The sequence below is a fragment of the Yeguia hominis genome (genome assembly GCF_014384705.1).
Lineage (GTDB): Bacteria > Bacillota > Clostridia > Oscillospirales > Acutalibacteraceae > Yeguia > Yeguia hominis.
This window is the reverse complement of sequence record NZ_JACRSN010000006.1, coordinates 13,578-38,172: the sequence shown is the minus strand read 5'-3', so window position 1 is coordinate 38,172 and position 24,595 is coordinate 13,578. Positions and strand designations below refer to the sequence as shown.

The following is a 24,595-nucleotide window of genomic DNA, read 5'->3' as shown; positions in this document are numbered from 1 at the left end:
TGTGGGACTGTTTGACAAAAAATATTGCGACATTTGCGGCGAGAAAATCGGACTTCTCGGAAACCGCAAACTGGAGGACGGAAATCTCTGTAAGGACTGTGCAAGAAAGCTCTCGCCGTTTTTCAGCGAACGGCGGAACTCGACCGTGGAGGACATTAAGCGCCAGCTTGCTTACCGTGCGGAAAACGAAAAGAGGCTTGCCGACTTTGCTCCATCGATCACCTTCGACGGGAGCAAAAAGGTATACATCGATCCTATAGGGAAACGGTTCATCGTTACCGGTGCCTCCAACTGGCGCGGCAGCAACCCCGACCTCATTGCATTTTCCCAGGTGCTGGGGGTGAACACGGATATCCGGGAGAATAAGGAGGAGATTTTTTACGAGGACTCCGAGGGAAATGAGAAGAGTTATGTACCGCCCCGCTATGCCTGCGACTATGAGTTCAATGTGACGATTCGAGTGGATTCCCCTTGGTTTGACGAGATCGAGCTGGAGCTGAGCGACGGTAACCGCCCCGACAGCCCCTATACGAACCTGTACCGTCAATATGAGCAGAAAATGCACGAGCTTGCGGATATTCTGATGCGCCGGGATAACAGAAACCGGGTTTGGGACGGCAGCGGCATGATGAATCGGGTGGATAACACGAACATCCGCCCGGAAAGACCCGCCTCCGCGCCGAATGCAATGGGCGGTGAGACATGGGGATGCCCGTCCTGCGGCGCACAAAGCAGCGGAAAATTCTGCGCAAACTGCGGCGCCCCCAAGCCTGTAGTCAGCTCTGGCTGTACAAATTGCGGGTGGAGACCGGCGGATGGGCAGGGTTTGCCGAAATTCTGTCCGGAGTGCGGCAGACCGCTTCAATAAAGCAATGAAGAACACCGTATGTAAGGTTGTGACGGTTGTGTTTGCTCTCTTGCCGGTTTTCGGTTTTTTCGGCTGCGGTGGAAGTAAAAAATACACTTCCGATGATATCGTCTTAATCAGTACCGCCTATTACGGCACGGAAATGAACCCTGTGTATTCCTTCGCCCTGAAAAAAGAAAAAGACGGCTGGTTATTCTCTGCAGACTGTCTTGTGGGAAGTCAGAAGGATCATTACACTTCGTTCGGCGCGTTCCCGATAACAGCAGAGGATGCGGAGAGTTTCTTTCGTATCATCTGTGAGGACGGCGAGACTGAGAGGCTTTGCGGGTACCGTAATCGGATACGAATTTTTAACAGTTCCGATGCACCGACACGCAGTTCCGGAATGACCTTTTCTGACGGAAACACGATAGAGAAGGAAACAATGCTCGGTGACAGGGCGCTTAACTGTCTCTATGCGCTTGCCGACAGGTATTATGAGGCAGCTGAAAGTTCAGCAGACACTCCGCCGGATACAGCAACGAACTGAACATCATCTTGTCAAAGCAAGAAAACTAGAAAACAAACCGACGCTGTCGGAAAAAGGAGGAAAATTATGGCTAATCAATGCGCTATCTGTGGTGCGGACATCAATCTGATCCAAACCCAAAAGCTGTCGGACGGCAACTGTATATGCCGCAAGAATTGCAGGAAAAAGGGATTCAAGGCATATGACTATGTGCATAGCAATCTTCCGGGTGTCAAGGCGCATCTTGCACAGGTGGAGCGCGGCACCAAGCTGTGGCAGCACTATTTCATTCCGCGGGAGAAAACAAAGGATAAGAGCAAAAAACTGAAGCGCTTCGGCACCTATCTCTATGTGGCGGAGGATATCGGTCTGATGGCGTATATCCAGAACGATTACAAGTTTATGATGTTCGGCAAGACCACCCGTGCCTGTGTATACCGCATTGCCGACCTGCGCAGCTATAAGTATGAGGAGCAGCTCGTTAAAAACGGCGATAAGACCGAGAAGAAGCCTTTTGCAAGGCTCAGCTTTACCAATACGCAGGGCCTATACGAGTTTGTTCTCCCCATGAATAATTTTAAGGATTTCGAAAATCTTAAAAAACATTTTGATACACTGTTCGGCATACAGAATACACTCGGCAACGCCTCAAATGTTTGGAAGCAGCAGATGACTGCGGTTAAGGATATAGCGGCAGGATTTTCTGCCGCGGTAAAGGGAGAGGCCGATGCCGGCGACAAGGCGGCGCAGGCAATCGACTCCCTGGATGCCGCAATCTACGGCGACCGCACCGAATGGATTCAGAAAGCAGATGCGGCCCTTGCGGCATTTAATGGGTGAAATTCTTTAAGAGAGGAGATCTTTTCATGCAAACCTTGCAGGAATATAAATGCCCCTGCTGCGGCGGCGCGATAGCCTTTGACAGCACGCTCCAGAAAATGAAGTGTCCTTATTGCGACACGGAGTTTGAAATGGAGACGCTGGAGGGTTACGACACCGAGCTGCAGAGCGAAAAATCTGACAATATGGAATGGGAAACCACTGCCGGAGGAGACTGGCAGGAGGGAGAAACCGACGGCCTGCGCTCGTATGTGTGTAAATCCTGCGGCGGCGAGATCGTAGGCGATGCCAACACGGCGGCTACCGCCTGCCCCTTCTGCGGCAATCCCGTGGTGATGATGGGTCAGTTCTCGGGCGCTCTCAAGCCGGATCTTGTCATTCCGTTCAAGCTGGATAAAAAGGCGGCAAAGGCGGGATTAATGAAGCACCTGACCGGCAAGCGGCTGCTGCCTAAGATTTTCAAGGATCAGAACCATATCGACGAGATCAAGGGGGTCTATGTTCCCTTCTGGCTTTTCGACACCGATGTGGACGCACAGGTGCGTTATCGTGCCACAAAGGTCCATACATGGAGCGACAGCGACTACAATTACACCGAAACCAGCCACTTTTTGGTGCATCGGGGCGGCAGCGTTGGCTTTGAGCATGTTCCGGTGGACGGCTCGTCCAAAATGGCAGATGATCTGATGGAATCCATTGAGCCGTATAATATTTCGGATGCGGTGCATTTCCAAACGGCTTATCTTGCCGGCTATGTGGCGGATAAGTATGATGTGACCGCCGAGGAAAGCGTTGACCGGGCAAACCAGCGGGTCAAGCGGTCTACTGAGGAGGTATTCGCCGAGACGGTAGAAGGGTATACCACCGTTACGCCGGAAAACACCAATGTGCAGTTCCATGGCGGAAAGGCCCGGTATGCGCTTTATCCGGTGTGGCTTTTGAACACCACATGGAACGGCAACCAATATATCTTTGCCATGAACGGGCAGACCGGGAAATTCGTCGGCGATCTGCCGGTGGATAAAGCTGCGGCGACGCGCTGGACATTCCTTCTGGCGGCGATATTCACAGCGGCTTCCTACGGCATTGCGTGGGTGTTGCACCTGATGGGGCTGATTTAAGGAGGGGACGGAATGAAAAAGAAAGTACTGACAGTGTTATTCTCACTTGTTCTGTTCCTTTGTATAGCGAGTCCCGCTTTTGCGCAGACGGACGGATTTGCAAGTGAATACGAGCGCGTACAGGACTTGGCGGGGCTGCTTTCCAACAACGAGGAAGCATCGCTTGTGACAAAGCTTAATGAGCTCAGCGAGCGTCAGAAAATGGATATTGTTGTGCTGACCACTGACACGTTGAACGGGAAAACCCCGCGGGACTATGCCGATGATATTTACGATTACAGCAACTTTGGTTACGGTGAAAGCAAGGACGGCGCATTACTCCTTATCAGCGTCGAGGACAATGACTGGTACATATCCACCTGCGGCTACGGCATTACAGTCTTTACGGACGAAGGCATTGAGTATATCGGCAAGCAGATAAAGGGAGAGCTGTCCGACGGTAATTTTGCGGGTGCCTTTGATAAATTCGCCGATCTTTGCGATGACTTCATCACACAGGCAAGAACTGGCGAGCCTTATGATATAAAGAATCTACCCAAGGAGCCGCTTTCCCTTATTTGGATCCCCATTGCCATCATTGTAGGCTTTATCCTATCCCTCATCATAGTGGGCAGGATGAAAGCAAAGCTGAAAACGGTCCGTTTTCAGGCGGCTGCAAGCAGCTACATAAAGGACGGCAGTCTGAACATTAACGAGAGCCGGGATCTGTTCTTGTATAACACTGTCACACGCACTGCGAAACCGAAAGACAACGATTCAGGCGGGAGCAGCACGCACACCTCTTCTTCCGGCTCGACCCATGGCGGCGGAGGAGGCAAATTCTAATGCTATCTTCGCCCGCAAGAAAAAAGCAGCAATAAAAATATTTTATAAAGGCGAGATAACACATGAGTATTTTTGACAAACTGAAAAGCACAGCCGGGCAGGCGGTAAATGCCGCCGCACAATCCCTGGGCAGTAAGCGGGAAACATTTACCTTTGCAGCACTGCCGGAGAGCCTTGCCGAAATGCAGGCGCTACCCGAGGCGAGCCTCGACACGCCCTACAAAACGGCAGCACTTACGGTTCTTGCTCTGTGCGCCTATGCAGCGGATAAAAGCATCGGCACCGAGATGTTGAATTGGCTGCGGGGACCTCGTCTGCTGAACGGACAGGAAATTTCTTTCCTGAACGACCGCTTCCGCGATGGCAAGACCTACCTGCCCTTCACTTATTTTGCCGGTTCCACACCGGACAACAACTACACACCCACCCAACCGTATACGATCACCGTTGAGAGCAATCATGTGTCCGACAAGGAGCAGGGATATATGAAGCTTTTTATCCCCTGCGGCGGCACAGACGATCCCCGCCCTATCAAGATGCGCCAGCGGGGCAGCGACGGCAAGTGGTTTTTGTGGGAGCAGTATCTGCTGACCGGTGTGCGCACGCCGAAGGCTGCCAATCCGTGGGCTTAAGCAGAAAGAGAGCATATTTAGGATCGTTTAATCGTTTATCCGATTACATCAAATAAAACAGCCGTTTGGCCGTTTTAGATAAAAATTTATTTCAGGAGGATTTAACTATGACAACAACAAAAACAAAAGGATCCGGTTTCTTGAAAGTAACAGGCATTTTGATGATCATCGGCGGAGCAATTTCGGTTATCTTGGGTATCATTGCGGCACTTGGCGTCGCCGCCCTTGTGTATATCAGTGACGGAACCGTTTCATCGGCGTTGCTTTATACATCCGTTATAGTGATGATTGTCAGTGCGGTTGCAGAATTGATTGCCGGAATTATCGGTGTAGCCAACTGCAAGAAGCCGGATAAAGCCGGAAGCTGCATTGTGTGGGGTATTATTGTAGCAGTACTTAGCGTTGCAGGCACCATACTGAACTCTGTTGGCGGAGGTTCTTTCAGTGCATTTTCTCTGATACTTGGTCTTGTCCTGCCGGTTATTTACATTATTGGTGCTGTGTTCAACAAGAAAGAACATGTCGCATAAAGCATTTATATCCAGGAATCCGGGTTGCCGGATTAAGCATAGTTTCGGAATATACCGAATCAGGGTAAGGAGAAAATAAAGATAGATATTCGCGGAATTTGGAAAGTAAAAGAGATCCGTGTACCCACACCGGACGGAGAGAAGGATTTTACATCCGATAACCCGCCGGTGGATGAGAGATTTGAGGGCAGCGCCGAATTGATGCAGTACCGGACGGAGTTTGCCGAGGACGGTGTGCTCAACACGCTCATGTTTGTGCCGGAGGAAATGCGCGAGGAGGCTGCCAAGCACGGAGCGGTTGTCCGCGAGGACGGTTATGCCCCCGTCGAAAGCACCACATGGAAAGAAGCGGACGGCAATTTCTATTACGACACGAAGATCGAGGGCGAGGTTTTCGGGGAAAAGGCTGACTCTTTTGCGGAGATTCCGGTCACCGAGGACGGCTGTCTGCTGTATGGACACGGAATGATTCTTCTGGAAAGAGTCTGATCAGACTCTTTCCAACGGTGAAGGTGATACAATGAATGTTGATAATCCATATAACCTCAACCTGGAATCAACAGAAACGCAGACGGTAAGCGAAAATCGAGCCGATGAATCGGTTTTGAAAGAAACTTTCAAGGATTATTTCGGAGGATTGAATTATTTCTTTGCCGCAGAACAGGCCGATTTTACCCTTGGGGATGTGATTGCACATATCGATGTTGATCCTTCGGAGTACCGTTACGATGCTGAGCGGGAGGCGCAGATTTATTCATGGTATGCTGCAAAAAGCAAAGCAAGAGTGCGGCATGTCTGGTTTAAGGATGGCAAGCTCTACGCTTGCGGCGCATACAATCTCGGTTTTCCGAAAATGTCATAGTCTATGCGGGAGAGGCTTGCTGCTGCAAGCTTCTTTCCGAAAGGCACCGAATGGGCTTCGGTACCTTTCGGAAAGGAAGGATAAATGAAAAAGCTACTTTTATGTTTTATCTTGGTATTCATCTTTTTTGTATCCATTTCCGCTTGCGCTTCAAAACATAATAATTGTAGTAATAATTATTACAGAGAGGATCCTATGGATTTCAAAAGCTTTAGGCTGGTGCAAACCGATATGACGGCGCAGCGTCGTGTTTACGAGGGATACAAAACGGAGAACGGCGTTCATTTGGAGTATTACATCAGCACGGAAATGTGGGATGATAAGACCTCCGGGAATGTGGAATGCCGCAATGTCGTTCGCGCAATTGACGCAGATGAGAGCGTTTTTCAAAAGCTGTGCGCAGTATTCGGCAACTACAAAATAGCGGAATGGGCGGGCTTTCGTGGGCACGATCCCCAGGCTCTTGACGGCACCGGTATGCACCTTGAGGTCGTGTTGGCGGACGGGACGGAGATAAACGCCCAGGGAACCAACAGCTTTCCTGAAAACTATTCGTCATTTGCTCAAGAGCTTTGTAAGCTCATAACGACCGAAAAAATAAACTCGGTACGGTTTTCCGAAGGCACCTATGAGATCACACTGCCGGAAAGCTGGGTGGGTACCGTTACGGCAAGCTTTTCCGAAAACCAGGTGGAATTTTTCGTTGATAAGATCGGTGGCGGCGAGCTCACCTTTTTTATAATCGACAGCGATACATACGGCTATGCATCGGATTCTTATAAGGGGCGAATAGAGGCCGGTCGGCTTATATCCGGGGAGGATGTGCGGTTTATTACGGCCCGGGATAATTACGCCATTGTCTCCTATGCGACTGAGGTTTCGGAGGAGGCGCTGGGGCTTTGGAAGAATTATGAAAACGATAAGGTTGCCATAATTGAAAGTCTTCGCGGTGTAAACGGGTATGAGTTTTATCCTGAGGACGGAACAGTCCTATACTACGCAGATGCGAGGGAAATGGCAGATAAAGCGAGAAGCCTTTGGCTGAACTTGAATTTTGCAGGTGAGTATCCGGGTAGCGCGAAGCCTGTACGGTTCAAACGAAAGAATTATGTGCCTATGTTTCCTCCGTATGATTATATAAACACGATCGAAAGTGTTCGCAAAAAATTCTTAAAGGTTTTTTCGGAGGAATTTACCGATAAAACGCTGAACCGTGCTGTTGCTGATAAAGAACTGATTGAATATAAAGGCGATGTCTATGTGGTTTGTAAAAAGCGCAAGGGTGAAGCCTCTTACAACAGCTGTGTGGACTGCGTCCGGGATGAAGGCAACGGAAAATTTACAGTTGTGATTGCTGTGAAAATGCCGCCAAGCGGCAGCAAGCTCTATGTTGATCTGCCGACAGAGAAAAAAGCCGCAGGAGAGTTTGTGTTTTCGGACTATCCCTATTGGGAAAAAAGTGAATGATTTTTCCTTTTTAGGATTAGAAAACATACCGAAATCTTTTCTTGACAGATGGGAAAATACGGAATCATCTGATTAGAAACAGCCTTTATGATATGGATTTTTCAGATCGGTACTGTCAAGAATTATGCGCAAAAAGGTTTGCAGACTCCGGCTGAATGAAGTCAGCCGGCAATAGGGACGTCGTTCAAAGCCGCCTCCAGATGCTTCATATTCATGTACTTCTTGTTGCCCCGCTGCGTTCCCGCCGCATGACGCAGCCTTGCACAGACCAGCATCAGCGCAGAGTTTCCATCGGGGAACGTTCCCACCACACGCGTCCTGCGGCGGATCTCACGGTTCAGCCGCTCGATCACATTGTTGGTGCGGATACGCGTCCAGTGCTCGCTGGGAAAATCACAGCAGGTCAGCGTCTCCTCGATGCCGTCCTCAACCTTCTTGGCGGCTTCCTTCAGCTTCATTGTTTTTAACTCGGCAACAACAGCTCTTGCCTTCTCGCGGGAGGCTTTCTTGTTCTCCTGCGCGTGGATTGCCTTGAGCATTTTCGCTGCAATTTTGACCTTTGATTTTGGCACAACGGAGAAAACATTGCGGTAGAAATGCACGATGCAGCGCTGGTATTTGGCCTCCGGAAACACTTCGCCCACGGCCTCCAGCATCCCCATGCACTTGTCGCCGACGATGAGCTTCACGCCGTCTAGACCCCGCCCGCGCAGCCGCTGGAAGAAGCTGACCCAGCTGGCCTTGTCCTCTTTCATCCCCTCGGCAGCGCCCAGAACCTCACGAAACCCGTCCTCATTCACGGCAATTGCCGCCGGAATGGCGACATTTTCGTATTCTCCGCCCCAGTTGCGGCGCAGGTAAATACCATCTACGCAGACATACGGATACCGTCCGCCCTGTAGTGGCCGGTTCCGCCAGTACTCAATGTGGACGTAGGCTTTCTTGTTCAGTTCGCTGACGGCAGCGGGCGAGACCTTGCCTGTCCCACAGGACTTCGGTGATGTCCTCCACACGGCGCACGGAAACGCCTGCCGGGTCCATTTCAATGAGGGCCTCCTCCACGCTGCTTTCCCGGCGGCGATACCGTTCGATGATGGCCCTCTCGAAGGACACGTCCTTGCGCCGCGGCATATGGAGCGTGACACCGCCGGAGGTCGTGGTGAGGCAGCGGTCATAGCGGCCGCTGCGATAGCCCTGACGGGCCTCGCTGCGCTCGCAGCGGGCCGCCTGTGTCAGGGACTATGCCTCTTTTTCCAGCAGCTCGTTCAGGGTTTCTTCCGCGCTGCTTCGGACCAATTCCTTAATCTGACCCCTGATTAGTTCCTCATTTAGCTGTACAATTTTCTCGGACATCGTTTGCTGTCTCCTTTCGAATGTTTGTGTTGTGACTTCATTCTACCAGAGCCTGCAAGCGATGTCTTCTTTTTTGCTCGTTTCAATTTGCGCAACTTATCTTACCTTATCAAGCCCAAATGGATCGTATGCAGAAATAGGCAACCATGAATGGATACAGAGCTTTCATGTGGCAAAATTTCATCCACGCCGGTACTGAGACAGAAAAATTCTCGGCTTGCTTATTGTTTGCAATTATTTCACGCTTCCGGACAGCAAACATTGCAAACACATGCTTGCATTTGATGACAAAACAGCATATACTGTAAATATGAAAGGGGCGATCGGCTATGGCAAACTCTTTAATTCAGTTCCGCACTGAAGAGGTATCCCGAATCAAGGCGATGGAGATTTGTGAAAGGCTCGGTATTGACCTTCAGACATATATGCGTATGTGCATTTCAAGACTGATTCAGGAAAATGGTATTCCGTTTTCTATGAAGCTTGATGACCTGTCGGATAACAAAGCGGTTAGGACAATGAAAGCTGCCGGTCGTATAGCTGACGAAAATGACGTCGCCGATATGACATTGGATGAGATCAATGCTGAAATTGCCGAAGCGAGAAAACAGGTGTAAAAAATGCCATACCGTACTATGTTTAAGCAAGTGTCCGCGAAAAAGAAGATAATCGGTGTTCTCGCCGGCCTATTCCTCGCTCTAATTGTTTGGACTGCATGGGGGAACACTGCATTGAAACTGAATACATACACGATAAGCAGCCGTGAACTGTCGGACGCATTTGACGGTTATCGCATCGCACAGGTTTCGGATCTGCACAATGCGGAGTTCGGTGAAGGAAATCAACGGCTTCTGGATATGCTGCGGAAAGCAGAACCGGATATGATCGCAATAACCGGAGATTTGATCGACTCGCGAAAGACCAATATTGCCGTTGCTTTGGCTTTTGCGAAAGAAGCCGTAAAATTCGCACCCTGCTACTATGTCTCCGGCAATCACGAAGCAAGGGTTTCGGAATATCAGGATTTGAAGACCGGTCTGGAGGCCGCCGGAGTAACGGTTTTGGACGATACACAGGTTAAAATCGAAGTTTTCGGGGAAAGCATTACCATTATAGGCGTCGACGATCCCAGTTTCCATGCAGACTATTTGACGGGTGATGCTGCGGTAATCGATAAAAAACTTTCAGAGCTTGCTGCGGAAGATCCCGGTTTTACGATCCTGCTTTCTCACAGACCGGAGTTGTTTGATACCTATGTCAATCATGGCATTGATTTGGTCCTCAGTGGGCACGCGCATGGTGGTCAATTCCGGCTGCCGCTTATCGGTGGGCTGGTTGCACCGAATCAGGGACTATTTCCAAAATATGATGCAGGGCTTTACTCGGAGGATCACACAAACATGATCGTAAGCTGTGGCCTTGGAAACAGCATTATTCCGTTTCGATTCAATAATCGGCCGGAAGTAGTCCTGATAGAACTCAAGAGCCAAAACTAATGATGCGGGGTAAGAAAGACATGAGCAAGGAACAATACATCGAGTTTCCGGAGGAATACACCCGCCGGGAACTGAATACCCGCTATCGGGAAATTCTGTTAAAAGACACGACCTCGCGCCTTTTGCGCAAATATTTCAATGCGATGGCAAACCTCTACGGCATTATCCCGCTGCACAAGGCGAAGGAGATCATCTTCTCCCTCAGCCCGAAGCTGGTAACGGAAGACGAATTTCTTGCCTTTGCGGAAATTGCCCGTCATGAGTGCGAGGACTACTACATTCTGGGCGGGGATGAGCTTTACACGGATGCCAAGCACATAAAGCCTCTTGACCGCGAGATCATTGATGTTACCCTAATTGGTGATTCCATCGACCTTTTCATGGAGACGAAGCGTAGCCAGCAGGACAAACCTTACTATGTGCCGGACAAAAAGCATCTGCTGGAATATGACGATCCCTTCTACTGCGAAGACACGCCGGAAAAGCATAAACTGCGGACATTCCTGAAAGAACGCTGCAACCTGAGCGACGAGCGCGAAGCCGCTGTTTTTGAAGAGTTTCTGTTCGGCGTCCGTTCGATTGCCGTCCAACTGTCGGATGTTCTCGGACATTTGGAGAAGTTGGGTGTTCGGCTCAAGTCCCAACGGGATGTGGAACGGTTCACCGCCCTGTACAGTGCGTTTCATAACACGACGCGGATGCCCTGCAACCGTGGCTATACGCCGGACGAGATGATGCAGATGACGCCTCCGGAAGAACGGCTCAAGTCGGTCTCCCTCGGACCGAACATCCGCAAATTCCTCCAAACCGGAGAAATGGACATTGAAGACTTCCACAAGCAGATCCTCACAATGGAGCTGCCGAGCGAAGCGATACGCTTTGACCTTCTGAAGCAGCTTGCCGACATCAAGCCGCCGGTTACTCAACCAGAGAAGCAGAAGAAGGTCGGGCGCAATGATCCCTGCCCGTGCGGGAGCGGCAAGAAGTACAAGAGATGCTGCGGAAAATGACGACCCCATTAAAACAGGTCATTCAGGCAATTGAAGAAGCAAATGAAGTCTTCACGAGCTTCTGGGACACAAAGACCGGCAAGACCGTTTATCTTGCTGATTCTCTGATGACGGATATGACGGAGGAAGAAAAAGCTCTTGCCGCTGGAGCATTACGTCGTACTCAAGGACAAATTTGCTCGGTATTTCAAACGGGACGGCATTATCAAATTTGTTTATAAGGATAAGCCGTACAGCATTATGATCGATAAGGTTATGGTGTTCCCGCAGGCATATGCGGCCGTTGTTCCGAAAAGCAGCATGGTAGTCAATATGCTTCGAGTGTTCGTTGTTGACATCGGCGGCTATACGACGGATGTGCTGCTCCTCAAAAACGGCAGACCCGATCTGCAGTTCTGCCGTTCGCTTGAAACCGGTATCATCACTATGAACAACGAGATCATCCGAAAAGTCGGAGCGCTTCACGATATGCGCATCGAGGACGAGCATATCAGTGCAGTCCTTTCCGAGAAGGATACGATTTTGCCGGATGATGTCAAGCAGACGATCCGCGGTGCAACCAAGCTTCATGCGCAGGATATTCTCAACCAGCTGCGCGAGCTGCAGGTTGATCTCCGTTCCAATCCGGCGGTGTTCATCGGCGGCGGAAGTCTGCTTCTCAGGCCGTTTCTGGAGGCTTCTCCGTTTGTCGCAAAGGCAGACTTTGTGGAATCCCCGAACGCCAATGCGCTTGGGTATGAAATGCTTGGCAGAGTGCAGCTGTCCCATCGTCCTGCATAAAGGACGGTGTGATAGGCGGTGAGAAAAGACGGAAAATATAGATTTACGCTGCAGTTCGGCGCCGACAGCGAAGATCAGATTCGTGTCGGCGAGCTGCTGGAAAACCTGGGCAACAGAAAAAGTACAATCATTGTTTCGGCGTTGCGTGATTATATCAATGCTCATCCGGAGTTACAGTCCGGTTATAGTAAAATAGAGGTTAAGGCTGCTCCTGCCTTCGACCGCAGTCAAATGGAACGGTTGATACGGAGCATCGTGGAGGAAAAGCTATCTGAACTTCATACAACCGAAACTATAGCGGATGCTTCAATGAGTGGAACTTCCGAGGCTTTGGAAGAGGATATAACCAAAATGCTCGATAATCTGGACATGTTTAATTCAGCATAAATGAGTCTGCTGGTACTATAGGCAGACTTATTTACTTTTAAGGTGGGATAAATCTAAGGAAAATCCGAATAGCACACTTATGGTGCATGTATGCAATTTATGCGCTCTTCACTTTCGCCGCGGAGTCCACTAAAATATGTTTAAGGAGATATGTGCAGTGGACTACAAGACTTTAGGACAAAATATTCGGCGGCTTCGTGTTACGCAGGGATTCAGGCAGGAGGACTTTACGGAAAAGTGCGGATGCACCGCAAGCCACATTGGTCAGATTGAAAACGGTCGGGTAAAGCCAAGTCTCGAAATGACGGTTCGTATTGCAAATCCGCAGATTGTGTCATATGACGAGATTCCGGAATCCATACTGGTTATAGATGACCCCGAGGAGCAATGGATTCGCGGGATGATAAAGCCGACTCCATACGATTTTGAGGAAGAGCGCTTAGCAAAGGCTTTTCTTGAGCTGCCTTTGAAGCGGCGCAGGATAATGGAGCTGCTTTTCTTGGAGGAGCTCAGTGAGCAAGAAACAGCTAAACGCTGGAATTGCTCTACCGGTCATGTGCGTAAGCAACGAAACATAGCCTTGAAAAAGCTTCGCTCTCAGCTTATGAAGGACGGTGATGCGGATTGACAAAGGAGGAGTTCAGAAAGGTCTTAACGGGTGCGGCGGCAGGAACCCACAGCGATCTTGAGGTTATACTGCAATTGTATATGCCGCTGATTGACAGCAACAGCTATCTGCTCGGTCAGTTGGATGAAGACCTGAAGCAATATTACTCATGCATATTGCGATTAACATTTCAAAATTCAGCTTCTGAGCATGTTTGGCCCCGGATCACACCGGGGCCGAATTTTTTGAAAAAATTTCTGCAGGAGGCAACAAAAACGAAAATGCGATGTGTTTTTATCTGTGTAAGGCCACCCGTGCTTACTTGTACCTTAAAAATTGAACAGCTTATCCTCTACATCTCCGAGCCGGGAAGCGGCTATCCGTCTGTGTGGCGAGCAAAACCAAGAGCACTGATATACGGGTGGCTCCCGTATACCGCGACGATCCGGCCGGGCACAATGGTACTCCCGTAACGCGCGGCCCGGCCACAATGAAGGCGGGGAGATGAAATTTCTGTGGACCTGTTCGCTGCAGGCGGAGGCAATGAGCATTTTGTTTTTGAATATGCCAAGTAAATTATGGTAAAAATACAAGTTGTAAAGACGAACACATGGAGGTGTAATGATTTATGGAACAGCCTGAAAAGAACTTATCTGGATTGGTGGATATCAGAGATGTCGTGATAGATAAAAGCTTGACGCTGGAAGAGCGCGTGAGGTCTTATGTTGAGCAGATCAAAGATCCGTATTGCTTTAAGGTCGGAGATGTCGTTGTCCGTGTATCTTATGCCGGCAAGGATAAATCTCTTACCGACAGCTTTACCTCCATGATCGCTTCAATGTAATGGAAACAATTACTATGCGGATTTTAAGTGTAACGGCTGGATTTTCTCGGTTGTCTGTGCTATAATCAAATACGGACAAAATCAGCGATAACTCCGGCTGTTTATTCGTACTCGAATAATACAGATAGGAGTGGCGCTATGAATAAGATTATAGATCAAACATTCAAGGTTGCCATCTATCTTCGTTTATCGAAGGAGGATGACGACCTTTCGTGCTCTTCGGGAGCCAAAAGCGAAAGCAACAGTATCAGCAACCAGAGAAAGCTGATATATGACTTTATGAAATCGCATCCGGAACTCGAGCTGTATGACGAGTACAAGGATGACGGAAAAAGCGGTTCTAACTTTGACCGTGCTGAATTTCAGCGAATGATGAAGGACATCGAGGCGGGAAAGGTCAATTGCGTGATCGTAAAGGATCAGTCCCGTTTCGGCAGAGATTATATTGATGTGGGAAAATACAAAGAAAAAATTTTCCCCAAACTCGGCGTTCGGTTTATCACCATAAACGAGGGCTATGACTCGCTTTCGGCAACCTCCTCGGATGATCTTGCTTTTACGATCAACAGCTTCGTTTATGATTTTTATATCCGGGATATCTCTACTAAGATCCGTACAAACCTCACGGCGAAAAAGCAAAACGGAGAGTATGCCGGAGCATTTGTGGCTTATGGATATGTGAAAGACAGCGACGACAAGAGCAAATTGGTTGTTGATCCGTTTGCCGCAAATGTTGTAAGGGACATATTCCGGTGGAAAATCGAAGGGCTGAGCCCGCAGAACATTGCAGGGCGTCTGAATGAGCTCGGCATCCCCTCTCCGGCAGAATATAAGCGGCTGAGCGGCAGCAATTATAAAACGAGCTTTCAGACATCCTCAAAAGCCATATGGAGCCATGTTTCCGTAAGGCGTATTCTGAAAAACGAAATTTATCTCGGCGTGATGATCCAGGGTAAACGAACAACGCCGAATTATAAAACCAAGACAGTGGTTACAAAAGCAGAAAGCGAGTGGCTTCGCGTGGAAGGTACACATGAGGCGATTATTTCTGTACGTGATTTTGAGCTTGTTCAGGAGCTGCTGAAGGACGATACGCATTGCCGCGCGGGAGATGTAACCGTACCGGTATATGCCGGCCGCATTTATTGCGGCGACTGCGGCGCTACGGCCGTCAGAAAGACGGTGTCCTACGCAGGCAAACGCTATGTGTATTATGTCTGCAACGCCAATAAGCACGATAAAACGGTGTGCAGCAGGCATTCCATAAGAGAAGATGTTTTGGATCAGGTAATCTACCAGACGGTCCGGCATCAAATTGACCTGCTGCTGGATGTGGATAAGGCACTAAGGCAATTTGAGAATCTGTCATGGGAAAAACACAAACTGAAGCAGCTTGACGCAAGCATCGAAATACAGGAAGAAGCCGTTCGGAAAAACAACACGCTGCGCCTCGGAATCTATGAGGATCTGCGGGCGGGCTTGCTGGACAGGTCCGAATATGAGTCTCTGAAAAAAGAGCTTGCAGAAAGAATCGACGAAGCAACCGCTGCCATCGAAAAGCTGAACAAAGAGAAACGAGAAATCCACGACGGCGTTTCAAAGCAGCAGTCCTGGGTTGAACAGTTCCGTCAGTATGAAAATGTGACCGAGCTCACGCGGCCGATGGTGATTCATCTGATAGAACGCATCAATATTTTCGAGGACTCCAATATTGAGATCGTGTTCCGCCATCGGAATCAGATTGAGGAAATATTGCAGTTTATCTCGGAGAAAACCGCAAACAAAAAAGGATTGGCTATGCCGATAAGGGAGGCGGGATAGTGGCCAGAGTATCACGGAAAAACGGCGTTTCCGAAAGTCTGCCGAAAGGCCAAAGGCAGACCGTGTTTCGTACCGCACTTTATGTTCGTTTGTCTGTTGAGGACAACGGTAAGGCAGATGCGGATTCGATTGAAAATCAGGAACTGCTTCTGAGAAACTATCTTGCCGAGCGGCCATATCTCGAACTAAAAGAGATATATGCCGATAACGGCTACACGGGTACCGATTTCGAGCGTCCTGCATTTCATCGAATGATCGGGGATGTGCGGAAAGGACAAATCGATTGCATCGTTGTGAAGGACTTTTCCCGCTTGGGCAGAAACTATGTGGAAACCGGAGAATATCTGGAACGCATCTTCCCTTTCCTCGGCATACGCTTTATTTCTGTCAGCGACGATTATGACAGCAGCTCTGCCAATGCCGGTGAAAAGCTCGCCGCCACGCTTAAAAATCTGATCAACGATATGTACGCAAAGGACATATCCAAAAAGATCTGCTTGACAATGAAGAACAAGCGGCTGCGTGGTGATTACATCGGCAATTATGCTCCATATGGCTATCTGAAAGATGAAAATAATCGGAGCCGATTGGTAATCGATCATGAGATCGCTCCGATCGTAGTCGAGATCTTTGAACTCCGAGCGAAAGGGACCGGATTTGATACTATATGCCGTATTCTCAACGAAAAAGGCTATCCCTCCCCGGGGCGGCTACGCTATGAGCGCGGCATTATAACAAATAATAATAAGAAAGGGAGTGAACTGCCCTGGAATCGCCATGTTCTCAAAGACCTGCTTGTCAATGTGGTCTATATCGGGAATTTGGCGCAAGGGCGCAGCTCGCAGTGCCTGTATAAGGGCGAAAAATACCATTGGACAAAAGAGGCGGACTGGGATGTGGTTGAAGGAACACACGAGCCGATTATCAGCATGGAGTTGTGGAATAAGGTGCAGGAGATCAACACAAAGGTCTCAAGCGATGTGAAGAAATCGTTCGGACGCTATGCACATCTCCCCAAACGACCTAATCCATATGGTTCGGTTTTGAGGTGTGCCGACTGCGGGCGTGTTATGAAATATGTACGCAGCTATACACGACCGAGAAAGGACGGCGTGGTCACAGACTACTACAATTATAAATGCCCGACAAACATCGAACTTGGAAACACGGCGTGCGCAAAAAAGAGCATCTGCGCCGATGCCCTTGATAAAATCGTGTTGAGCGTTATACGAAAGCAGATGGATCTATTCCTTGATACGCAAAAAACGCTGCTCGGCTTGATCGCCTTGGAGAAAGAAAAAGCAAAGCACAGTGTACCGGCAAATCGTGTCAAGGAACTGCAGGATAAGCTGGATCAAAAGAAAAAGCTGTTTTCTCGATTGTATATCGACTTCAAGGACGGCATATTGACTGAACGGGAATATTTGCTTGCCAGAGATGTATATCAAAAGGAAATCGCCGCATATGAAAGCGAATTGCAGGAGCTTCAGGCAATCAAAACAAAAACCAAGGTGACTGAAACAGGCGCCCGAAAATGGAATCGGCTCATTTCACGCTATTATAAGGCAGAAACGGTGAGCGAAGAAATGGTCGAGGCAATGGTTGATGAGATCCGAGTGAATACCGACGGCTCTTTGGATATTCGGTTTAAGTACATGCCTGAGTTTGAGGAAATGTTCAAGGCGTGCGAGCAAATCAGAAAGGAGGTTGCCTAAATGCCGAAAAAGCAGATTGCCGTGTATCTCAGGCTATCGCTTGAGGACACCGGTGCGAATGATGAGAGCAATAGTATTACGGCCCAGCGCGGCATCATCGCTCAGTTCATTCAAGGGCAGCCTGAGCTTGCTTCTATGAAGACGGTCGAGTTCGTCGATGACGGATATTCCGGGACGAATTTCGACCGTCCCGATTTTAAACGCATGATGGCGATGGTGCACTCCGGTGATGTTTCCTGCATCATCGTGAAGGACCTTTCCCGATTTGCGCGAAACTATATTGAAGCCGGCGATTACCTTGAGCACATCTTTCCGTATCTCGGTATTCGGTTTATTGCGGTCAATAATCATTACGACAGCAATCAGTTTATCGGGACAACCGGCGGCATTGATGTTGCCTTCCGAAATTTTATGTATGAGAGGTACAGCGTTGACATCTCGAAAAAGGTAAAAGCATCTCAGCATATGCTGATGAGAAGCGGCCGGTATGTCAGCCATTGCCCGTATGGATACACAAAGATCAAAGGGCAAAAGCACCATATGGTGCCGGATCCCGAAACTGCGCCCATTGTGCGGGATGTTTTCCTGTGGGCCATTGAGGGAAAGAAATCCACGGAAATTGCCCGTATCCTGAACGAAAAGCATATTCCGACGCCGATGCAGCACAAAAAGCTATCTCGGCAAGGTATGGACAGCGATGCGATGTGGAGTCATCAGGCGGTGATCCGAATCATACGGGATTATAAGTATACCGGAGCTATGGTGTCCTTCAAATGCGGAAATGAAACCATTCGGGCCAAAGTGCAAAAACGGTATGCACCGGAGGATTATGTGATAAACGAGGGTATGCACGAACCCATCGTAACACACGATGAATATTACGCAGCGAATGATACTCTGCGGAAGGTGAAAAAGTACGATGTTGTCAGAACCGACCGCCGTGACCGTGTCTACTATTGTGGGCACTGCGGCCGCAGGCTTCGCAAGACTTTTGGCTTGGACGAATATTACTCCTGCGCTACGCCGTTATATATAAGAGGCGCTCCGTGCGCAGGCATTCATTGGAGCCGAACAAATATAGAGGATGTTGTCTTCACCACATACAAACGGCAGCTGCAGATTGTCAGCGAAGAATATCGCAGGACAGTAAATGAAAAGCGGCCGGATAACCTTGCACCTCTTCGGGCGCAGCAGAAATCCCTCCGCGTTCAGCTCGGAGGGATCGGCGGAAAGGTTGCCTCGCTGTATGAGCAATTTCGTTCCGATGAAATATCCCGGAATGCTTTTCTCGAAAAGAAAGGCGCTCTTTCGGAGGATAGGGACAGACTCCAGACGGAGTTATCACGAATCGAGGATGAAATCGAAAGCCTGCTGCAAAAGCGGGAAGAAAGCAGCACGGCAATGAATGCGATCAAAAATATCGCTGCTGCAGCAGATGAGCCGGACGATAAACTCCGGGAAAGAATGTACGACGATATAGACCGAGTCATTGTTTTTGACAACGAAAATCTGAAAATCGAATGGAAGTTTGATGTTGCCTTTCATCTTTCATGATCATGTAAAAGCCGGCCTTAACACCTGAGGAGGTAACAACTACCCAGAAAGAGGTTGCTTCTGAATTCAATCCGAAGCAATCATCGGGTAAGAAGCTATATAGCTCAGTAAAGCAGCCGACAAATTCTTATATATTTATCGATAAATACATCGATAAATATATTGATATTTTCGTTTCTGCAGCGTATAATGATAGTGAACTTAGGAAATGATAGTTTTGAAAGGAGCGTTTTCAATGAGTCAGATGTCTGTTGTAAATATGATGAACGCTATGGTTCCTATTACCCGATTTAATAAAGGCGAAGCTGCAAAAATATTTGATGAAGTGGAAACAACCGGCACGAAGATCGTTGTTAAGAATAATCGCCCTGCTTGTGTCCTTGTTTCTCCGAGTCAATATGAAGCTCTGATGGAAATGCTTTCTGATTATGCATTGTATGCTGAGGCTGAAAGGCGTATGGCTGCAAATAAAGACGCTGAGAATCTCTCTCATGAGGAAATGATGAAAGAGCTAGGCCTTACCGATGCGGATCTGGCAGATGTAGAAGTTGATATTGAATAAGGAGCCTTTGAGATGAAATGGAAAATAGAATACATCAAGGAGGCTCAACGGGATTGAAACGGCTTGATCCGTATAATCGCAAGATCATTTTGAAAGCGATTGAAAAAACAGCCGAGCATCCGTTACCGCCACCTGATGGAATCGGTAAGCCTCTGGGAAACCATGCAACATCAAAATTGAGCGGCTTTTATAAAATCAAACTGCGAAACCTCGGGTACCGAGTTGTATATTCTCTTGTACGAGATAAGGAGACAATGAAAATCATTGTGATTTCGGTTCGGGATGATGAAGCGGTTTATAAAGAGGCTGAACGCAGAATACAGGAATTACTTTAATAATAATCTAAAAATTGAATGGAAGTTGGATATTGCCTTTCAGCTTTCATGACCAAGCAAAAGCCGGCTTTTCACTGGCTTTTATGCTGTCTTTGTGTTATAATAACGCAAGGGTTAATTTTGCCGAAAGTCCGGAAACCCTTGATATATAAGGGCTTTTAAGAATTTTTGGATTCTACTTGACACAAGCAGAAGCGCATGATAAACAAAGATCAAACTACAGAACGGTAGAAGTGTCCTCTGCGGCCATCGCACTACGGAATGGAGAATGTGACTGGCGCGATGGGACACGCTCTGTGTGCGGCGCGGGAAATCGAAAAATTGCGGAACAAATGAAGTCTGCAAGTGTGGAAAAGCAGAAAGCCGCGGAACGGCAGGCACGACCTCTCGCGTCCGGCGCGTTTCCAGAACGGACAAAGCGACTGGCGCGATGAAACACGCTCTGTGTGCGGCGCGTCCTGATTTTTTGGACGCTGTTTATCGGAATCGGCGCGCTGTGGCGGGCGCTGTTGCGATGCTGCTTGATCCCAGCGGAAAAACGTTCGGGATAGACGGCATGCTGCCCTGTTTTCAGGTGCTGCCGTTTGCAGACAGGTTGTTCCAGAATCTTACATTTTCGGGAATTGCGCTGCTCATCGTCAACTGGCTGATCAAACTGACGGCGGCGGGACTGCTTTTTGCTAACAAGAAATCCGGCGTGGTGCTCGGCGGCTGGTTCGGCGTGACGCTGATGCTCTGGATTTGCATTCAGTTCTATCTGTTTCCTCTGATTTTTATGTCCACGCTCTACTTTGTGTTCGGGCTCTGCTAGGCAATCACGGGTTACATCGCGTGGGTCTTTTGGAAGCAGGAACACTTTTGTGCAGAGCTCGCCGACAGTTCGAACATCGGCACAAATCCCACGCAGCTAGTGGTCTTCTTTTCGCGCATGGGCTATGTCAAAAAGCTGGCATGCGCGGAGGCGAACCGGACCGGCGCGGCGCTTTATGAGATTCAATCCGCCGAACGGACAGCGGGCACACTGGAATTCTGGTGGTGCGGACGATATGGAATGCACCGGTGGGAGATGCCGATTGCGCCGGTGTCGATCGATCTTTCCGCCTATGCGCATGTGACCATCTGCGCGCCGATTTGGGTGTTTGCACTGGCGGCTCCGGTCAGGAGCTTTTGCAGGCAGGCCTCTGGGAAAATCAAGGAGGTCAGCTACCTTTTGGTGCATCATCAAAAATCAGCATATGAAAACGCCGCAGATGAAATGGACGCGCTGCTCGGGGTGCACCGCACAGAATTGCGCAGCGTGCAGTGCAGAATGGGGTCTTATCGAGAGACCGGACGGAAAGGCTGACAGACAAACTGCAAACTTATAGCGGCGGTGCTGGGCCTTCTGTTTTTGGCAGACCGGTTTGGCTGGAAGTGCCTGGGGTTTCGGGTCTGTCGGGAATCGAATCGGTTTAAATAAGCGGGGGACAGCGTACAGATCAGCGGATTCTATCCGGGTTCTTTTCCGAATATTACGCCGCAGAAGAGGACGGCAAGCTTGCGGAGGGCGAGGTGTTTTTCTGGATCAGGACATTGCGGATGTATCGGGAAAAGCCGGGAGTGTCTGTCTGACCGTCGCAAAAGCGGGCGTCCTTCGCCTGGAAGCAGCTTCCAGCGATGATGAGCGGAAGCCGGAGCACAGGCCTGTGTTTGAAAGCAGGAGTTTTTACAGTTTTTTCAAGAAATCCGATTTGCGGAGCTGCAACGTTAACATCAAATTGCAGATGAAAAGCACCGAACCCTTGACTCGAAGGATTCCGGTGCTTTTTTTGATAGGGCTGTGCGATTTTTGGGGAGCCTCCTGCATCCGGCAGCCCGCAGGCCGCGCCTTCTCCGCGTGAATGCGCGGCCTGCGCTTTGGCGCAGAGGATTTGCAAGGATCCGTTCGGATCCTTGCAAATCTGGAAGGCGCGCCTGCGGGCTGCCGGATGCAGGGGACAAAGAATAGGGAGGCATCAGCGAAAAAATGATCCAAAATTGCAGCGTCCGGTTCTGCACAGAATGAACAAACTTGAGAAACGGCCGGAAGTTTTCCTTACATCGGAGGAAAAGAACCTGATAAAATAGAATCAGCGGAAAAAGAGTCGATGACCGGAGCGTGTGTATGTGCAGTAAACGTACAGAAGTGCAAAAGATACGCCTGCAAAAACGTGTGCGCGGAGAAAGAGACTCCGTATCTGGAACGGTTGGCGCTTTATCTCGCGCCCGGTTTGTTGTGAGAATGTAGCTGATCCGAATACTGGAAGCTCAAAATGAGCCGCGGAACGGCAGGCGCGACCTCTCGCGTCCACTCCGTCACAGAACGGAGAACGTGACCGGCGCGATGAAAGGCACTTCGTGCCCGCTGCAAAATACTGGAGGGAAAGAAATGTTTCAGACGGAAGAGATGGTGCTGTATGGTCATTACGGCGTCTGTAAAATTGCGGATATCCGGACAGAACTGTTCGGACGCGAGAAAAAATGCTATTACGTCCTCAAACCGATCGAGGACGCGACGACGACCCTGTACTGCCCGGTAGAGCTTGGCGGCAAAAAATTCCGGCAGATGTTATCTAGGGAAACGATTTGTGCGATGATGGACGATCTTTCAGAATGCACAGATGCGTGGATTGCAGAGGATCACGCGCGGCAGGAACACTTCCAGGAGATCCTGCGTACGGGCGACCAGGCACAGATTCTCCGGATGTACCGAATGCTGTATACCCACCGGGAACATTGCCGCAGAACCGGCAGAAAATTTCATGCAGTGGATCAAAAGCTGATGAAAGAGGCGGAAGGCATGCTTTGCAGCGAATTTTCCTATGTGCTGCAGCTGCGGCATGATGCGGTTCTGCCGCTTTTATCCGGCAAGACAAAGTTGGCTGAAATCCGGCGCGCATGCCGATAGAAGCGGGACAGGGAACAGTTCCGCAGGATGGATGGCGCTTCCAAACTGCGGCGCGATGAAACACGCTCTGTGTGCGGCGCAGCAAAATAGGCTTGCCCGCGAAAAACGAAGCGCAAATCCAGCAAAAGAAAAAGGACGGATCCGAGGGATCCGTCCTTTTTCTTTCATTAGGGTTCCGGCGGAGATTGCAGCGTGCGGAGCGTGTGCCGGAACTGGAAGAAAAACGTAATAGCCGTTACGGTAACGGCAAGGGCGTCGGCGACCGGCTCCGCAAGGAAAACCGCAAACGCTTTGTCTGCAAAAAACTGCGGCAACAGAAAAATCAGCGGAATCAGGAGAATCACCTTCCGCAAAAGTGCAAGCAGAAGCGAGGTCTTGGCATTGCCGAGGGAGAGAAAGGTCTGCTGACAGACAATCTGGATGCCGAAGATGCCGGCTGCGGCCATATAGATCCGCAAAGCCCAGGATGTATATGCGATCAAATCGGGATCGTCGGTGAAAATCTGCGCGAAAATCTGCGGGAAAAGCATGATGCATCCCCAGAGAAGCGTCGAATAACAGAGTGCGGCGGTCAGCGTGACCTGAAACGCGCGTTTGACCCGCTGGCCGTTCTTTGCGCCGTAATTGAAGCTGACGATCGGCTGCATGCCCTGCGTCAGGCCCTGCAGCGGCAGCATTGTAAACTGCATCATACTGGAGAGAATCGTCATCGCGCCGACAGCGATATCTCCGCCGTAGCGCAGGAGCGACGTGTTGAACGAGACAGAGAGCACCGCTTCGGTAGACTGCATAATAAACGGCGAAACGCCGAGCGCAAGCACCGGCAGCAACACGTCTGCCCGCAGACGGAGGTCTTCCTTTCGGATTTTGAGCATCGTGCGCTTTCCTGAGAGAAAGACGACGACCCAGATTGCGGAGACGGCCTGCGAGAGGACGCTCGCAAGCGCCGCGCCGCGCACGCCCATTCCAAAGGCAAAGATAAAGAGCGGATCGAGCGCGATATTGAGCGCTGCGCCGATGGCGACGGTGAGCATGCTGGTTTTGGCAAAGCCCTGCGTGGTGATAAAGGCATTCATGCCGAGTGAGATCTGTACGAAAATGGTGCCGCAGACATAGACCTGCAGATAATCGAGCGCATAGGGCAGCGTCGCTTCGCTTGCGCCGAATGCGAGAAGGATCTTCCGGCTGAACAGAAGAAATGCAGCGGTGAGAATCAGCGCAAGCACGCACAGCGCGGTGAGGCATCCGCCGAGGATCCGGGAAGCGGCGCGGTTGTCGTTGCGGCCCATCAGGATGGCAGCGCGCGGCGCGCCGCCGAACCCGACAAGCGCGGCAAAGGCGGAAATCAGCAGAATCACCGGCATGGTGACGCCAAGTCCGGTCAGCGCTGCAGCGCCGGTTTCGGGAATGTGTCCGATATACATGCGGTCGACGATGTTGTAAAGCACATTGATGATCTGTGCTGCGATAGCAGGCAGCGCGAGCCGGAACAAAAGAGAGCCGACCCGCTCGGTGCCGAGTTTGTGATCTGTTTGCAAGAAAAGCCCACCTT

Annotated in this window: 28 protein-coding genes and 1 pseudogene; 27 read left to right on the top strand and 2 right to left on the bottom strand. The window is 49.8% G+C overall.

Annotation, left to right across the window (positions count from 1 at the left end; genetic code table 11):
* Position 1 precedes the first annotated feature (1 nt).
* The 10 genes from IAG03_RS05260 (at position 2) to IAG03_RS05215 (ending at position 7,653) form a co-directional block, all read left to right on the top strand.
* Positions 2-868 (top strand): DUF4428 domain-containing protein, encoded by an 867-nt coding sequence (locus tag IAG03_RS05260; protein WP_249318801.1) that lies wholly within the window; start codon positions 2-4, stop codon positions 866-868.
* Positions 816-1,397 carry a hypothetical protein gene (locus IAG03_RS05255; RefSeq protein WP_249318800.1) on the top strand — a complete coding sequence of 194 codons (582 nt, stop codon included), beginning with the start codon at positions 816-818 and terminating at the stop codon, positions 1,395-1,397. The genes IAG03_RS05260 and IAG03_RS05255 overlap by 53 nt, the downstream gene beginning before the upstream one ends.
* Positions 1,398-1,463: 66 nt before the next feature.
* Positions 1,464-2,216, top strand: a complete 753-nt coding sequence (locus IAG03_RS05250) for a hypothetical protein (protein ID WP_249318798.1) — start codon at positions 1,464-1,466, stop codon at positions 2,214-2,216.
* Between the two features lie 26 nt (positions 2,217-2,242).
* Complete coding sequence (locus IAG03_RS05245) at positions 2,243-3,337, top strand: TFIIB-type zinc ribbon-containing protein (RefSeq protein WP_249318797.1); 1,095 nt, start codon at positions 2,243-2,245, stop codon at positions 3,335-3,337.
* Positions 3,338-3,349: 12 nt separating this feature from the next.
* Positions 3,350-4,162 (top strand): TPM domain-containing protein, encoded by an 813-nt coding sequence (locus IAG03_RS05240; RefSeq protein ID WP_249318795.1) that lies wholly within the window; start codon positions 3,350-3,352, stop codon positions 4,160-4,162.
* 62 nt (positions 4,163-4,224) lie between these two features.
* A complete protein-coding gene (locus IAG03_RS05235) occupies positions 4,225-4,794 on the top strand; it encodes a DUF6935 domain-containing protein (protein WP_249318793.1) in 570 nt (189 codons plus the stop codon).
* A gap of 107 nt (positions 4,795-4,901) precedes the next feature.
* A complete protein-coding gene (locus IAG03_RS05230) occupies positions 4,902-5,324 on the top strand; it encodes a hypothetical protein (protein WP_249318791.1) in 423 nt (140 codons plus the stop codon).
* A 168-nt stretch (positions 5,325-5,492) separates the two neighbouring features.
* Positions 5,493-5,813 carry a hypothetical protein gene (locus tag IAG03_RS05225; protein WP_249318790.1) on the top strand — a complete coding sequence of 107 codons (321 nt, stop codon included), beginning with the start codon at positions 5,493-5,495 and terminating at the stop codon, positions 5,811-5,813.
* Between the two features lie 31 nt (positions 5,814-5,844).
* Entirely contained in the window at positions 5,845-6,186 is a 342-nt protein-coding gene (locus IAG03_RS05220) for a hypothetical protein (protein WP_249318789.1), read from the top strand.
* A gap of 195 nt (positions 6,187-6,381) precedes the next feature.
* Positions 6,382-7,653: a hypothetical protein gene (locus IAG03_RS05215; RefSeq protein ID WP_249318788.1), complete on the top strand. Its 1,272-nt coding sequence runs from the start codon at positions 6,382-6,384 to the stop codon at positions 7,651-7,653.
* A gap of 161 nt (positions 7,654-7,814) precedes the next feature.
* Here the strand turns inward: IAG03_RS05215 and IAG03_RS05210 are convergent.
* A pseudogene (locus tag IAG03_RS05210) lies at positions 7,815-9,006 on the bottom strand (IS256 family transposase).
* A gap of 329 nt (positions 9,007-9,335) precedes the next feature.
* On the opposite strand from IAG03_RS05210, the gene IAG03_RS05205 reads away from it, so the two are divergent.
* From IAG03_RS05205 to IAG03_RS05125, 17 genes are all read left to right on the top strand, one after another.
* Positions 9,336-9,623 (top strand): type II toxin-antitoxin system RelB/DinJ family antitoxin, encoded by a 288-nt coding sequence (locus IAG03_RS05205; RefSeq protein WP_249318787.1) that lies wholly within the window; start codon positions 9,336-9,338, stop codon positions 9,621-9,623.
* 114 nt (positions 9,624-9,737) lie between these two features.
* Positions 9,738-10,502 (top strand): metallophosphoesterase, encoded by a 765-nt coding sequence (locus IAG03_RS05200; protein ID WP_346726104.1) that lies wholly within the window; start codon positions 9,738-9,740, stop codon positions 10,500-10,502.
* A gap of 20 nt (positions 10,503-10,522) precedes the next feature.
* Positions 10,523-11,512: a YecA family protein gene (locus IAG03_RS14240; protein ID WP_283243013.1), complete on the top strand. Its 990-nt coding sequence runs from the start codon at positions 10,523-10,525 to the stop codon at positions 11,510-11,512.
* Positions 11,509-11,733, top strand: coding sequence for a hypothetical protein (locus tag IAG03_RS05190; protein ID WP_249318786.1), 225 nt, complete (start codon positions 11,509-11,511; stop codon positions 11,731-11,733). Before IAG03_RS14240 ends, IAG03_RS05190 begins: the two co-directional genes overlap by 4 nt.
* A complete protein-coding gene (locus IAG03_RS05185; RefSeq protein ID WP_249318784.1) occupies positions 11,651-12,292 on the top strand; it encodes a ParM/StbA family protein in 642 nt (213 codons plus the stop codon). The genes IAG03_RS05190 and IAG03_RS05185 overlap by 83 nt, the downstream gene beginning before the upstream one ends.
* Positions 12,293-12,310: 18 nt before the next feature.
* Positions 12,311-12,679: a hypothetical protein gene (locus IAG03_RS05180; RefSeq protein WP_249318783.1), complete on the top strand. Its 369-nt coding sequence runs from the start codon at positions 12,311-12,313 to the stop codon at positions 12,677-12,679.
* A 157-nt stretch (positions 12,680-12,836) separates the two neighbouring features.
* Positions 12,837-13,307: a helix-turn-helix domain-containing protein gene (locus IAG03_RS05175; RefSeq protein ID WP_249318782.1), complete on the top strand. Its 471-nt coding sequence runs from the start codon at positions 12,837-12,839 to the stop codon at positions 13,305-13,307.
* A complete protein-coding gene (locus IAG03_RS05170; protein ID WP_249318780.1) occupies positions 13,304-13,759 on the top strand; it encodes a helix-turn-helix domain-containing protein in 456 nt (151 codons plus the stop codon). Before IAG03_RS05175 ends, IAG03_RS05170 begins: the two co-directional genes overlap by 4 nt.
* A gap of 155 nt (positions 13,760-13,914) precedes the next feature.
* Positions 13,915-14,130: a DUF6870 family protein gene (locus IAG03_RS05165; RefSeq protein ID WP_249318779.1), complete on the top strand. Its 216-nt coding sequence runs from the start codon at positions 13,915-13,917 to the stop codon at positions 14,128-14,130.
* Positions 14,131-14,268: 138 nt separating this feature from the next.
* On the top strand, positions 14,269-15,951 hold the full coding sequence (locus IAG03_RS05160) for a recombinase family protein (protein ID WP_249318777.1): 1,683 nt from the start codon (positions 14,269-14,271) through the stop codon (positions 15,949-15,951).
* Positions 15,951-17,666 (top strand): recombinase family protein, encoded by a 1,716-nt coding sequence (locus IAG03_RS05155; protein WP_249318775.1) that lies wholly within the window; start codon positions 15,951-15,953, stop codon positions 17,664-17,666. Before IAG03_RS05160 ends, IAG03_RS05155 begins: the two co-directional genes overlap by 1 nt.
* Positions 17,667-19,220 (top strand): recombinase family protein, encoded by a 1,554-nt coding sequence (locus IAG03_RS05150; RefSeq protein ID WP_249318774.1) that lies wholly within the window; start codon positions 17,667-17,669, stop codon positions 19,218-19,220.
* A gap of 235 nt (positions 19,221-19,455) precedes the next feature.
* Entirely contained in the window at positions 19,456-19,782 is a 327-nt protein-coding gene (locus IAG03_RS05145; RefSeq protein WP_249318773.1) for a type II toxin-antitoxin system Phd/YefM family antitoxin, read from the top strand.
* Positions 19,783-19,835: 53 nt separating this feature from the next.
* A complete protein-coding gene (locus IAG03_RS05140; RefSeq protein ID WP_249318772.1) occupies positions 19,836-20,117 on the top strand; it encodes a type II toxin-antitoxin system RelE family toxin in 282 nt (93 codons plus the stop codon).
* Between the two features lie 430 nt (positions 20,118-20,547).
* Entirely contained in the window at positions 20,548-20,928 is a 381-nt protein-coding gene (locus tag IAG03_RS05135; protein ID WP_249318770.1) for a hypothetical protein, read from the top strand.
* A gap of 117 nt (positions 20,929-21,045) precedes the next feature.
* Complete coding sequence (locus IAG03_RS05130) at positions 21,046-21,462, top strand: hypothetical protein (RefSeq protein WP_249318769.1); 417 nt, start codon at positions 21,046-21,048, stop codon at positions 21,460-21,462.
* Positions 21,463-22,524: 1,062 nt separating this feature from the next.
* A complete protein-coding gene (locus IAG03_RS05125) occupies positions 22,525-23,043 on the top strand; it encodes a CarD family transcriptional regulator (RefSeq protein WP_249318768.1) in 519 nt (172 codons plus the stop codon).
* Between the two features lie 167 nt (positions 23,044-23,210).
* Here IAG03_RS05125 and IAG03_RS05120 read toward each other — a convergent pair whose 3' ends face one another.
* Positions 23,211-24,581 carry an MATE family efflux transporter gene (locus IAG03_RS05120; protein ID WP_249318767.1) on the bottom strand — a complete coding sequence of 457 codons (1,371 nt, stop codon included), beginning with the start codon at positions 24,579-24,581 and terminating at the stop codon, positions 23,211-23,213.
* Between the last annotated feature and the right edge of the window lie 14 nt (positions 24,582-24,595).